The organism is Frankia sp. BMG5.23, assembly GCF_000685765.2.
Classification (GTDB): domain Bacteria; phylum Actinomycetota; class Actinomycetes; order Frankiales; family Frankiaceae; genus Frankia; species Frankia casuarinae.
Genome location: NZ_JDWE01000014.1, coordinates 79,580 through 91,461, shown reverse-complemented (window position 1 = coordinate 91,461; position 11,882 = coordinate 79,580). Strand labels below are relative to the sequence as shown.

Annotated in this window: 12 protein-coding genes; 8 read left to right on the top strand and 4 right to left on the bottom strand. The window is 71.4% G+C overall.

What is annotated here, in order from left to right:
* Positions 1-92: 92 nt before the first annotated feature.
* Positions 93-782 (bottom strand): Crp/Fnr family transcriptional regulator, encoded by a 690-nt coding sequence (locus BMG523DRAFT_RS09205; RefSeq protein ID WP_035729396.1) that lies wholly within the window; start codon positions 780-782, stop codon positions 93-95.
* Between the two features lie 150 nt (positions 783-932).
* Positions 933-1,169 (bottom strand): hypothetical protein, encoded by a 237-nt coding sequence (locus BMG523DRAFT_RS09200; protein WP_023840719.1) that lies wholly within the window; start codon positions 1,167-1,169, stop codon positions 933-935.
* A 144-nt stretch (positions 1,170-1,313) separates the two neighbouring features.
* Here BMG523DRAFT_RS09200 and nth point away from each other — a divergent pair, with 144 nt between their 5' ends.
* Genes nth through BMG523DRAFT_RS09180 form a run of 4 tightly spaced genes read left to right on the top strand, consistent with a single transcriptional unit; the run spans position 1,314 to position 4,674 of the window.
* Positions 1,314-2,048, top strand: a complete 735-nt coding sequence (nth, locus tag BMG523DRAFT_RS09195; protein ID WP_023840720.1) for an endonuclease III — start codon at positions 1,314-1,316, stop codon at positions 2,046-2,048.
* Positions 2,045-2,911 (top strand): CoA pyrophosphatase, encoded by an 867-nt coding sequence (locus BMG523DRAFT_RS09190; protein ID WP_043590884.1) that lies wholly within the window; start codon positions 2,045-2,047, stop codon positions 2,909-2,911. Before nth ends, BMG523DRAFT_RS09190 begins: the two co-directional genes overlap by 4 nt.
* Positions 2,911-3,471 carry a hypothetical protein gene (locus BMG523DRAFT_RS09185; RefSeq protein ID WP_347272517.1) on the top strand — a complete coding sequence of 187 codons (561 nt, stop codon included), beginning with the start codon at positions 2,911-2,913 and terminating at the stop codon, positions 3,469-3,471. Before BMG523DRAFT_RS09190 ends, BMG523DRAFT_RS09185 begins: the two co-directional genes overlap by 1 nt.
* An 18-nt stretch (positions 3,472-3,489) precedes the next feature.
* Positions 3,490-4,674 (top strand): MarP family serine protease, encoded by a 1,185-nt coding sequence (locus tag BMG523DRAFT_RS09180; protein ID WP_011438646.1) that lies wholly within the window; start codon positions 3,490-3,492, stop codon positions 4,672-4,674.
* Between the two features lie 35 nt (positions 4,675-4,709).
* On the opposite strand, the gene BMG523DRAFT_RS09175 is transcribed toward BMG523DRAFT_RS09180, so the two are convergent.
* Positions 4,710-5,624, bottom strand: a complete 915-nt coding sequence (locus tag BMG523DRAFT_RS09175; protein WP_011438647.1) for an alpha/beta fold hydrolase — start codon at positions 5,622-5,624, stop codon at positions 4,710-4,712.
* 167 nt (positions 5,625-5,791) lie between these two features.
* Positions 5,792-6,289 (bottom strand): phage holin family protein, encoded by a 498-nt coding sequence (locus tag BMG523DRAFT_RS09170; protein ID WP_023840723.1) that lies wholly within the window; start codon positions 6,287-6,289, stop codon positions 5,792-5,794.
* Positions 6,290-6,730: 441 nt separating this feature from the next.
* On the opposite strand from BMG523DRAFT_RS09170, the gene BMG523DRAFT_RS09165 reads away from it, so the two are divergent.
* From BMG523DRAFT_RS09165 to BMG523DRAFT_RS09150, 4 genes are all read left to right on the top strand, one after another.
* Positions 6,731-7,747, top strand: coding sequence for a hypothetical protein (locus BMG523DRAFT_RS09165; protein ID WP_235463018.1), 1,017 nt, complete (start codon positions 6,731-6,733; stop codon positions 7,745-7,747).
* A 288-nt stretch (positions 7,748-8,035) separates the two neighbouring features.
* On the top strand, positions 8,036-9,244 hold the full coding sequence (gene ssd / locus BMG523DRAFT_RS09160; protein ID WP_011438650.1) for a septum site-determining protein Ssd: 1,209 nt from the start codon (positions 8,036-8,038) through the stop codon (positions 9,242-9,244).
* Entirely contained in the window at positions 9,241-10,491 is a 1,251-nt protein-coding gene (locus BMG523DRAFT_RS09155; protein WP_043590894.1) for a TadA family conjugal transfer-associated ATPase, read from the top strand. Before ssd ends, BMG523DRAFT_RS09155 begins: the two co-directional genes overlap by 4 nt.
* Positions 10,492-10,556: 65 nt before the next feature.
* A complete protein-coding gene (locus tag BMG523DRAFT_RS09150; protein WP_235186875.1) occupies positions 10,557-11,834 on the top strand; it encodes a type II secretion system F family protein in 1,278 nt (425 codons plus the stop codon).
* The last annotated feature ends 48 nt before the right edge of the window (positions 11,835-11,882 follow it).

Below are 11,882 nucleotides of genomic sequence, written 5' to 3'. Positions count from 1 at the left end.
GTCACCTCCCGTGGCCGGGCCTTGCGCGCGTCAACCGGCGCTCGAGGCCCCGGCGGGACCTCGAGCCGGTCGCCGGTCGCCGGTCGCCGGTCTCAGCGTGCGCGGCGGGAGAGGCGTTCGCGATCGAGCAGCACGACCGCGCGGGAGTCCAGGCGCAGCCAGCCCCGGGTGGCGAAGTCGGCGAGCGCCTTGTTCACCGTCTCCCGGGACGCGCCCACCAGCTGGGCCAGTTCCTCCTGCGTGAGTCCGTGCTCGACACGGACACCGGCGGCCTCGTTGCCGGGCTGTGCCGGCTCGCCGAAGCGTTCCGCCAAGTCGAGGAGGGCTTTCGCCACTCGCCCCGGCACATCCGTGAACACCATGTCGGCAACGTTGTCGTTGGTACGCCGCAACCGGCGGGCCAGCTCCCGCAGGAGCATCGCGCCCGCCTCCGGGCGTGATCGCAGCCAGGGACGCAACGCGGTATGTTCCAGCAACAGCAACGATGCATCCGTGACTGCCGTAGCGGTAGCCGTGCGTGGGCCGGGGTCGAACAACGACAGCTCCCCGAACAAGTCTCCGGGACCCATCACGGACAGCAGGTTCTCCCGGCCGTCGGCCGACTGACGTCCTATCTTCACCTTTCCGGACAGGACGATGAAGACCCGGTCCCCGACATCTCCTTCACGGAACAGCACGTCCCCACGGGTGACATCCTGCCGATCAAGATGGTCGGAGAGGGCCATTCGGTCCTGCTCGGACAGCCCTACGAACAGTGGTACACGGGCAAGCAGATCCTCCACGGTCCTGAGCATGCCAGGACTATCGGCAGAGAGCACGGCCAGGGACCCCCAGATGGCCCCGACAGGCCGATCGACAGGGCTCCGACGGGCCGATCGACACGGCCCGACCCGGACCCGACGGGCCGATCGACACGGCCTAGCCCCGCGCGGTCAGGCGGCTCGATGCTTGCCCGGCGGCGGTCGGCGCAGGCGCCGCCGGTAGCGCTCCAACGCGGCGGGGAGGCCCTGATTGACGAAGGTGCTGACCTCGTCCGGCCGGGCGTTGTCGAGGAAGCCCTCGAGGCCCTTACCGGTGTCGGCGGCATTCAACGGACGTTCCACCCGTTCCATCGCCAGCAGAAGGCCGAGAAGCAGCAGGGGAAAGGTGACCGCGGCAATGACAAACATGACCTCTCCATGGTGGCCGACCGGCGACCATCGCATGCGACCGGGGGTGGGTGTGTCGCGCATTGGCCACCTGGCCGGGGCCCGTTCGGACCACCCGGCCGCGGCGCCGGACGGGCGGATCGACCGGCAGATACGCTGCCAGACATGCCCGCAACCGTCGACGCCGCGGCCGAGACCCCGCTCGCGAAGACCCGGCGGGCTCGCCGGATAGTGCGTCTGCTGGGCGATATCCATCCCGACGCCCGCATCGCGTTGCACTTCGACAACGCTCTCGAACTGCTGGTTGCCACCGTCTTGTCGGCCCAGTGCACCGACAAGAAGGTCAACGAGGTCACTCCCGGAGTGTTCGCCCGTTATCGGACCGCAGCTGGCTATGCGGGCGCGGACCGCGCCGAACTCGAGGACATGCTGCGGCCGACCGGGTTCTTCCGTGCCAAGGCGAACTCGCTGATCGGCATCGGCGCGGCCCTGACCGAACGCTTCGACGGTGAGGTTCCACGGTCGCTGGCGGCCCTGGTGACCTTGCCGGGCGTCGGTCGCAAGACGGCGAACGTCGTGCTCGGGCATGCGTTCGACATGCCCGGAATCACCGTCGACACCCACGTCGGGCGGCTGTCCCGCCGCTTTGGGCTGACCACTCAGACCGACCCCGTCAAGGTCGAGTCGGACCTGGCGGCGCTCATCGAACAGCGGGACTGGACCATCGCCTCCGATCGCATGATCTTTCATGGGCGACGGATCTGTCACTCGCGCCGCCCGGCCTGCGGCGCCTGCGGGCTAGCCCGGCTGTGCCCGTCCTTCGGGCTCGGCCCCACCGAGCCTGCCGAGGCGGCCCGGCTGGTCCGGGGAACACGCAGCGACGTCGAAACCCTGCGATGACCGAGCTGCCAGCCAACGCCGACGGCGCCTTCGACACCGACGGGACTACCGTCCCCCCGCCCCCGGCCTGGCTGCGCGCTCTGGCGGAGAAGGCCGGGCAGGCCTTCGTGACCAGCCGGACCCATCCGGGTCATGCAGGCGCGGATGCTCGACCGGCCGCCGTACTCATCCTGTTCGGCGATGATGGCCCGGAGGGGCCGGACATCCTCCTGCTCGAACGGGCGGCCGAGCTGCGCAGCCATGCCAGCCAGCCCGCGTTCCCCGGTGGCGCCACCGACGCGACAGACGAGTCGCGGGTGCACACAGCGCTACGCGAAGCCGAGGAGGAGGTAGGGCTCGACCCCGCGGGGGTCGAGGTGCTCGCCGTCGCATCCCCGCTCTACCTGCACGCCAGTCGTTATCTCGTGACCCCGGTGATCGGCTGGTGGCATACTCCGTGCGCGGTCGTACCCGTCGATCCCGCCGAGACGTCGTCGGTCGCCCGGGTGCCACTCGCGGAGCTGGCCGACCCGGCCAACCGGGTCATGCTGCGCCACCGCACCGGCCTCGCCGGACCCGCCTTCCGGGTCCGCGGCATGCTGGTGTGGGGCTTCACCGCGGGCATCCTCGATGTTCTTCTCCGTCTCGGCGAGTGGGAACGGCCGTGGAACGACACCGAGCTCATCGACTACCCGGTCGCGCGGGCCACGACCAGCGGGACCCCGGTCGTGCCCGCACAGACGACCAGCCCACCGGCACCGTCCCACCCACCGGCACCGTCCCACCCACCGCTACAGTCCGGTCCACTGGACAAGTCCCCGCCACTGGACAAGTCCAGCCCGCCGGCGGCACCGGCATCGCCCTGCGACGAGAGGCACAGCTGATGACCAGCACCGCGGACCGTGACCATGCGGGACCGCGACCGTCCATCCACTCCTCCCGGCAGGGGCGGTCACGACGGCCGGATGGTATCCAGCACCCGCCCGCTCGGGTGGCCTGGATGGACCGGACGGGCTGGACCAGGCGGACAACCCGGCTGGGCCGGCTGGGCCGGCTCACGGTAGCCCTCGGGCTGGCACTCGGTCTGTTCCTGGGCGCCGCGGGTTGCGGAGGCTCGGGCAAGGACGGCACGTCGACGGGGCCCTCCCTCACTCCCACCGAGGGAGCGGGCGGCCTGCAGATCTTCGCCGTCACGGGCCTGCCGAACCTGCACTTCTCCGCGATGGAACTGGTGGCCAGGCCGGGGCGGATCCGCGTCGACTTCTCGGTCGCGCCGCAGTCCCCGCCGCACAACTTCGTCATTCCGCGGATTCCCGAGGCACACACGCGCATCGTCTCCGCGGGAGAGTCACAGAGCATCACCTTCTCCGTGACGGAACCGGGTAGCTACCCGGTGGTCTGCACTCTGCATCCCAACATGACAGCCACACTGAAGATCCTCTGAGTCGAACCGACGCCCGCCGTGCTCAACGTCCTGGACATCGTTCTTCTCCTGCTCGTCGTACTCTTCGCGATCTCCGGGTACCGGCAGGGCTTCCTGGTGGGCGCGCTGTCGTTCGTCGGCTTCCTCGGTGGTGGTGTGCTCGGTGCCAAGGTTGCGAAGCCCTTCGCCGAACTGATCGGCCAGGAGAGCCACGGCGCCATGGTCGGTCTCCTGGCCGTGCTCGGTCTCGCCCTGGTCGGGCAGGTCGCGGGCACCGCGATCGGGGTCGCCAGCCGGGACCGGGTGACCTGGCGCCCCGGCAGGGCCGTCGATGCCGCCGCGGGTGCGGTGCTCTCCGGCTTATCGGTGCTTCTTGTCGCCTGGCTGCTGGCGACGGCCGTCGATCGATCGCCCTTCGAGTCCCTCGCCCACTCGGTCCGGGAATCGCGGATCCTCGCCACCGTGGACGCCGGGATGCCCAACGAGGTCCGCAGTGCATTCGCCGACCTGCGCCAACTGGCTGACGACAACGGCTTCCCCGAGGTCTTCGCCGGGCTCGGCGGCGGGCGCATCGTCGCTGCCGATCCGCCCGATCCCGCTTCCACCCGGACTGCCGGGGTCCGCAACGCGGCGGCGAGCATCGTGAAGATCCGTGGCGTCGCCAGCTCCTGCGACAAACGGGTCGAGGGATCCGGGTTCGTCATCGCCCCGCAGCGCGTGATGACCAACGCGCACGTCGTAGCCGGAGTGCACCGTCCGGTGGTCGTGCTGGCCTCGCGCACCCTGCCTGCCGAGGTCGTCCTGTTCGACCCCGACCGGGACGTCGCCGTGCTCCGCGTGCCGGACCTGCAACGGCCGCCGCTGCGGTTCCGGACAAACCCACCGGCCGCGGCCGAAGACGCCGCAGTGATCGCCGGTTATCCCCAGGACGGGCCATACACCACTGTGGCGGCGCGCGTCCGCAACCATCAGACCGCCCAGGCCCCGGACATCTACTCGCACGGCCTCGTCCTGCGCGACATCTACGCGGTCCGTGGACGGGTGTTGCCGGGAAACTCCGGTGGACCCCTGTTGTCCGAAAGCGGAGACGTCCTGGGCGTCGTGTTCGCCGCGGCCGTCAACGACAGCGACACCGGTTACGCCCTGAGCGCCGCCGAAGTGGCCAGGCCTGCCGCCGCCGGGGTGATCGCCACGGCGGAGGTGAGCACTCAGGGGTGCGACTGACCTCCCGTACTCCCGCACCGGTGGCCGGGCGACGCTCAGGGACGAAGCCAGCCGAGCAGTTCGGCGTTGACGAGGTCGGGGGCCTCCTCATGCGGGAAGTGCCCGATCTCACCGAGCAGACGCCAGGTGTAGGGGCCGCTGACGTAACGCCCGGAGCCCTGGGCGGTGGACGGCAGGAAACAACGGTCCATTTCCCCGTGTATCTGCAGGGTCTCCATCCGCAGCGACCGACGGAGGACACTACCGAAACGCGCCCCATCGGGCCGGAATAACGACCGGAAGATCCACCGGTGGTACTCCAGGGAGCTGTGCGCCACCCCGGGAACGCGCATCGCCGATCGATATCGCCGCTCGGCCTCGGCATCCGGATACCCAGGTCCTCCCCAGCCGCGTAGCAGCGTTGCGACGTGGGCGGCGTCCTCGGCCACCAGGACCCGTTCGGGCCGCCACGGCAGCTGAAAACCGAGCATGTACCGGCTGGCGACACCCTGACCACGAGGATCCGCCGCGATCTGGTGCCGCAGCCGCAACGGATGGGGCATGGCCAGGATCGCGAGTCGACGCACCACCATCGGATGACGGACCGCAGTGGTCCAGCCAAGCAGCCCACCCCAGTCGTGGCCCACGACCGCGGCGTCCGGTTCCCCTAATGCTCTGACCAGACCGGCCACGTCATCGGAGAGGGTGAAGGCGTCATAGCCCCGAGGCGGCTTGTCACTCGCTCCGTAGCCGCGCAGGTCCGGCGCGACGACGCGGTAGCCCGCCGCCGCCAGCGCGGTGAGTTGGTGACGCCAGGCCCACCAGAACTGCGGGAAGCCATGCAGCAGCAGGACGAGCGGGCCGCTCCCCAACTCCGCCACGTGCAGCCGGGTACCGTTGGCAGACACGTCACGGTGCCGCCACGGCCCGTCGACCAGGACGGTGGCGGGCTCGGGAACGGTGTCCTCCATCGCCTGCCAGGATGGCAGACCAGCCCCCGGCCCCGGACCGGCGGTGCTCGTGACGAGCCGGTCGTGGGGTCCGCCGCCGGCCCTCGAACGTCCGCCGCCGGCTCCCTCGCCAGACCCTGTGCCGACCGCGCCTGCAGCTTGGGTACCGGCGAACACCGAACAGGACGTCAGTGCCCGCGCTGGCCCGGGTGGGCGGCCGCACCCGCCGACTCGACCGCGTCTCCCGGTCCGACCGGACCCGCCGACCTGGCTGGGGCGGTCGTCGGATTACGTAGCCAGGTGATGTCGTCGCGCACGGTCTGGATGGTCCGCTCGGGCGGGGAGAGCTTGCGCAACCGCGCCATCGCGAACAGGGCCAGCAGCCCCGCGACGACGAGGTAGAGACCGGCCGTCAGCAGATAGGACCAGAAACGCTCGATGCCGGCCCAGGTGAACAGCTCTCCCAGAAAGATCGTGACGGCGATCAGAGCGCAGAACCCGAGGCCGGCCGCCACCGCCAGAAAACCGATTCCGAGCGCAGCCGACACCGCCTGCTGGGCAAGCTCGGCCTTGGCCAGGTTGATCTCCTGACGAACCAACAACGAGACATCGCGAGTGGCCAGAGCCACCAGCTCACCCAGCGTCGGCTCACGGCCGTCCCGAGCCTTCCCGGCTGCGATCGACACTTCTGGTCCTCCCTCTGGCGGCGACCCGCCCGTGCTGGACGGCGGGACAGTTCGCGCTACCGCCCTGATCCGACATGCACCCTGATCCGACATGCACCCTGATCCGACATGCACCCTGATCCGACAGGGTCCGAACCGGCGGCGGACCGGGAGGCCCCACCGGAGGCCATCCGCCCCGGCCCCCTCCGGTCCATACCGTCAATACCCTCCCGGCCGACCGTCCCCCCATCATGACGCGGTCCGCCGCCCCGGTCCCGCTACGCAGTCTCCCCCGCGCGGAGCCGCCTGGGGGCCCAACGACGCGGCTCAGACCTGTGACTCCTCCTACGGGTCTCACCGTCTTCCCGCTTGGCCCGGCCCGCCTGGCCTGGACGGTCCGACCCCGCACGGCCCAGCCCGCATGGCCCAGCCCGCATGGCGCGGACGGGTAGCGTGCGAGCTGTGAGTCTCCGCCCGTCTGGAACAATCCTCGCCGCCGATCCACTCGCCCGTGTTGCCGCTCTGCCCGGGGTGCGTGAAGCCGCGGACAGCGCCCGATCCGCGGTGGACACGCTTCTGCGCCACCGCGTTCTGCGCCGCCAGAGCGCCGAGGTGACCGCGGAGGCATCGTTGCGGGCCGCCCGCGCCTGCGCCGCCCTCGAGGGATACGAGATCAGCCTGGACGAGTTGCGGGCGCACCTGGCCCGGTCCGGGCCCGAAGGCGTGCTCCCCGGCCCGGAGGAAACGGACGCGTCGAAGGCCGGAGCGGTCACCGACCGCGGTACACGGAACGACGCCGCCATGACCGGATCCGGCCATCCGTTACCTGTCGTCCTCGGCACGGTTCGGCTCTACGCCGAACTGGGCATCCTGGTTCCGGCCTGGGAGCGGGCACCGCGACAGGCCCTGGCCCGCATGCACGTGCTGCTGGGCCGGGGTTTCGTCCCGGACGACGAGCTCGGTCGTCCGCGGGCCGATGCCGGCACCCGGGCGATCCTCGACCCGTTGCGGTTGGGCCCGCCTCCCCACTCGGTGGAGACCTCGGTTCGGCTGGATGGCCTGACCGGACTCCTCGTCGCGCCCACGAGCGCGCCGGCGATCGTGGTGGCCGCCGTGGTGCACGGGGAGCTGCTGGCCCTACGACCGTTCGGCGCCCTCGACGGGGTCATCGCCCGGGCCGCCGCCCGTCTGGTCCTGATCGGCCGGGGCCTCGATCCCAAGGCACTCACGGCGACCGACGTCGGACATCTCGAGATGGGACAGAACCCGGCGAGCATCCTGCGGGTGGACCGCGCGGGGGACGCCCACGCCGGAGAGGCCTACGCCGGGGACGCCTACGCCGGGTACCGCGAGGCCGCCGCGGCCTATGTCGGTGGCGGCGCCGACGGCGTGGCCATCTGGGTACGGCACTGCGCGAAGGCCCTGGAACTCGCCGCGCGGGAGTCCCTCGCCGTCTGCGAGGCGCTCGCCCGAACCTGATCCACACTTACGGAGCGATTGACGCACCTGACGGATCCGCTGCAGGGATGGACCACAACGAACCTGCCCGTATGAACCACTCGGTGCGGACCCCTGCGTGGGCTGCCGCCCCCTCCTGCCACGTGGGCGGCAGCCACGCGTTCCCGGCCTGCGGCCTCGGCAGGTCTCGGCAGGTCGAAACCTCCATCAGAACATCTTCAGGCCCTGTGGAGGGCGGTCATCCACAGGGCCTGTCCCGGCGCATGGTGAGACCACGTCTTCCCCGACCCCGATGGGAACGAGGCCGCCATGTCCCCTGCTCCGCCCCTGCTGACCGCCGCGGAGAACCACGGTCCGGTCGTACGCCCGCTCATCGTCACCGCCATTCCCGACCTGCTCGACGATCTGTTGCGGCTTGCGGCGGCCGCCGGTGTGTCGATGACGGTCGCCGCCGAGATGAGCGCGGTGCGCCGCAACTGGACGTCGGCTCCCCTGGTCATCGTCGGAATGGACGAGGTCGAGCCGTGCATCGCGGCCACGCTGCCCGATCGACGGCATGTAGTCCTGGTCGGGGGACACGTCGACGACGGCCGGGTGTGGGACGCCTCCGTGCGCATCGGCGCCGATCACGTGGTCTTCCTTCCCGAAGCCGAGCCCTGGCTGGTCGACCTCCTCAGCGATCTCGACGGCCTCGATCGGCATCGTTCGGTGACGCTGGGCATCATCGGCGGCCGCGGCGGGACGGGAGCCTCCACCTTGGCCGTCTCGCTGGCCCTGGCCGGGCTGAGGCACGACCTGCGCACGATGCTGATCGACGCGGATCCGCACGGTGGCGGGCTCGCCCCCGCCTTCACCCGCCTCGTGCCGTCCATGTCCGGTGCCTTCCCTGGCGGGGAGACCTCCAGTCTGGCGCCGCTGTTTCCCACGCGCCACGACCAGCATGACCAGATGGACGGGAGCGGCCCGGTCGGACCGATCGCCTGGTCCGACCGGCTGCCCCGCCGGGGTGACCTCTCCGTGGTGTCCTGGGATCCCGCCGTCAGCCCAGCCGTTCCCCCGGCGACGATGGCCACCCTGCTCGCGACCGCTCGTTGCACGTCCGACCTGGTGATCCTGGATCTCCCCGGCCGAGGGAATCCGGCGGCCACCGCAGTCGACGCGGGCACCACCGTGGCCCTGCGGACCTGCCAGACGGTGCTGATCGTCACGCCCGCGGACCTGCCGTCGATCGTGGCGGCCGAACGTGTCTGCTCGGCCGCCATCCGCCGGTCCGCCGATGTGCGCGCCGTCGTCCGGCTGCACCCGTCCGACCGCCTCACCCCGGAGGCAATCGCCACGATGCTCGGCGTGCCACTGGCCGGGGTGATCAGCAGCCGACGGCACCGTTCGGTTCCCACTCGCGACCGCTACGGCGGCTCAGCCGACAGGAACACCATCGATCGCCTCAGCGAGGAGCTGCTGACCCGCCTCTGCGTTCTCGGGCCACGGGTGTGGCCCGATCCGGAGGCCTGGTCATGACCGGGCTCGGCGAGCGACGCAGGTCCCCATTCCCCGCCACAGGTCACACGGCCTCACCGGCTGCCCGAGCGGCCGCGAGGCCCGCGGTCTCCACACGATCTTCACCGCCGTCCGCAATTCCATCGGAACCGCTCGAACCGTCAGAACCGGTGACCGCACCCGCGGAGCCGCCCGGAGCCGGCCCGCTGGATCCCCTCCTCGCTGATCCGCACGTCACCGATGTCCTGGTCAACGGGCCCGGTGAGGTCTGGGTGGAACGCCGGGGCCGGCTCATCCGTACCTCGGTCGCGTTCGCGGACGAGGAAGCGGTGCGGCGCCTGGCCGTTCGTCTCGCCGCGACGGCCGGGCGGCGCCTGGACGCCGCGATGCCCTTCGCTGACGTGCAACTGCGCGACGGAACCCGGTTGCACGCGGTTCTGGCACCGATCGCGGTGCAGGGTACGTGCCTGTCGCTGCGACGGACCCGGCGTCGCCCCTTCACCTTCGACGAACTCGTGCTCGCCGGAACAATGAGCCCGGCGGTGGCGGGCGTGCTGCACGCGGTCCTGAGCGCCCGACTTGCGATCGTGGTGACCGGGGGCACCGGCTCGGGCAAGAGCACACTGCTTGCCGCACTACTGGGAGCGGTGCGCCCCGACGAACGGATCGTGCTGGTGGAGGACACCGCCGAGCTCGTCATGGACCGTCCGGGGATGGTGCGGCTCGAGGCCCGCCCGCCGAACATCGAGGGCGCTGGCGAGGTGACCCAGCGCGATCTGGTCCGCCAGGCGCTGCGCATGCGCCCGGATCGGCTGGTGCTCGGCGAGGTCCGCGGCCCCGAGGTGCTCGATCTCCTCGTCGCCCTCAACACCGGTCACGAGGGCGGGCTGAGCACCGTGCACGCCAACGACACCAGTGCGCTGCCCACCCGCCTGGAGGCTCTCGCCGCCCTCGCCGGGCTGTCCCGCCCCGCGGTCCACAGCCATATCGCGGCAGCGCTCCACACCGCCGTTCATCTTTGCCGGGAGGCCGACGGCCGCCGTCGGGTCTGCGCGATCGGGGTGTTCCGCCAGACGGACAGCGGACTGGTTCAGGTCGTGCCGGCCCTGGTCGTTCCTGCCGCACCTTCCCGGAACGGGCCAGCCCTGCGCGCCTGCGACCCGACGCCGGCGGAGGGTCTGCCGATCCTGCGTGACCTGCTGGACGTGCGCGGTGTCTCGCTTCCAGCCCTGGTTGACGCCGGGTCGCAGGTGCGGAGGCGAGCATGACCGTACTCGAGCGCGTGGGGACCGTCCCGGCAACCATCGCAGTCACCCGGCCGAGGACCGGAACCATGATCGGTTCAGGAATCGGCCTGGTCCTCGGTGCCGTCCTGCTCACGCTGGCCTCCGGACCGGTGGCTGCGGGCGTCATGGCCGTGCTGCTCTGCTGTCTCGCCCGGGCGCGACGGCGGTCACTGGAGCGGCGCAGGCAGGTGGCGGTCCGCCAGTCCGCGGAAGACCTCCTCGCCGCGTTCGCGGCCGAGCTCGACGCCGGCGCACCCCAGCTCGAGGCCCTACGCCGGGCGGCGGGCGGCATCGACGAACTCGTTGCGGCACCGGCGGGACGATCGGCGTGGCTGCCCATCGACCAGCTCGGTGCCGCGCTCGACCGGACGGAGGAGCCCGGTGCGTTGTTGTGCCGCAGTGAGGCGTCATCACTGCGGCAGCTCGGAGTCGCCTACCAGGTCTGCGCGGCCGTCGGCGCAAGGCTGGCGCCCGTCGCGACGATGCTCGCGGCGGTCGCCCGCGCCGACGCGGTGCGGGCGGGCGAGCTGACCTCGGCACTGGCCGGGCCCCGGTCATCCGGACGGCTGGTGGCCTCGCTTCCGCTGGCCGGAATCGTCCTGGGGTCGCTCGCGGGAGCAGCGCCGATTGCGGTGCTGCTGGGCACGCCGGCGGGGATCGGATGCCTGCTCGTGGGCGGGCTCGCCGACCTGGTCGGAGTCCGCTGGCTTCGCCGCTTGGCGGACGGCGTGGAGCGACGGGGAGAGCCGGTGGCCGTGGATGCAACGGGCCTCGCGCCCCCGACCTCCGCCGTGGCGGGGCACAACCGGTTCCTCGCCGACTTTCCCCTGGCCCTGGACCTGATCGCGGCGTGTCTACGCAGCGGGGAAACCATTATGTCGGCGGCGCGGGCCGTCGGCGCCGCCACCGGTGGCGTGTTGGGCGCGGAACTGTGCTCCGTGGGCGATGCACTCGCGGCGGGCGCCACGGTGGGCGCCGCATGCGAGCGACTGGTGGCCGCGAGTCATGCTCCCCGACTCACCGACCGGTTGCCCGGATGGGCTCGCCGCGGCCGCGTGACGCCGCCGTCCCGGCGGGCCAGGATGGTGCGGGCAGCGATCATGGCGCTCGATCGCGCGGAGATGTCCGGGGCGAAGCTCGCCGCCACTCTCACCCGACTGGCCGATCGTGCCAGGGACGAAGCCCACGCGGAGAGCATCGCCGCGGCTCGTCGGGCAGGTGTCCTGGCGGTCGCGCCCCTGGGCCTGTGCTTCCTTCCCGCCTTTCTCCTGCTCGGAGTGGTCCCCATGGTCCTCGGATCCGTCCCCGCGCTGTTGCCGGCCTGAAGTCCCGATCATCCAGCTGCCACCGCGGCGCCAAGCGCCCAGGTCTGA

Bases quoted from the DNA above. Each gene is read 5' to 3' on its own strand.
- BMG523DRAFT_RS09155 (WP_043590894.1), top strand. From the start codon at position 9,241: ATGACCGGGCTCGGCGAGCGACGCAGGTCCCCATTCCCCGCCACAGGT.
- BMG523DRAFT_RS09150 (WP_235186875.1), top strand. From the start codon at position 10,557: ATGATCGGTTCAGGAATCGGCCTGGTCCTCGGTGCCGTCCTGCTCACG.
- BMG523DRAFT_RS09200 (WP_023840719.1), bottom strand. From the start codon at position 1,169: ATGTTTGTCATTGCCGCGGTCACCTTTCCCCTGCTGCTTCTCGGCCTT.
- BMG523DRAFT_RS09185 (WP_347272517.1), top strand. From the start codon at position 2,911: ATGACCAGCACCGCGGACCGTGACCATGCGGGACCGCGACCGTCCATC.
- nth (WP_023840720.1), top strand. From the start codon at position 1,314: ATGCCCGCAACCGTCGACGCCGCGGCCGAGACCCCGCTCGCGAAGACC.
- ssd (WP_011438650.1), top strand. From the start codon at position 8,036: ATGTCCCCTGCTCCGCCCCTGCTGACCGCCGCGGAGAACCACGGTCCG.
- BMG523DRAFT_RS09175 (WP_011438647.1), bottom strand. From the start codon at position 5,624: ATGGAGGACACCGTTCCCGAGCCCGCCACCGTCCTGGTCGACGGGCCG.
- BMG523DRAFT_RS09190 (WP_043590884.1), top strand. From the start codon at position 2,045: ATGACCGAGCTGCCAGCCAACGCCGACGGCGCCTTCGACACCGACGGG.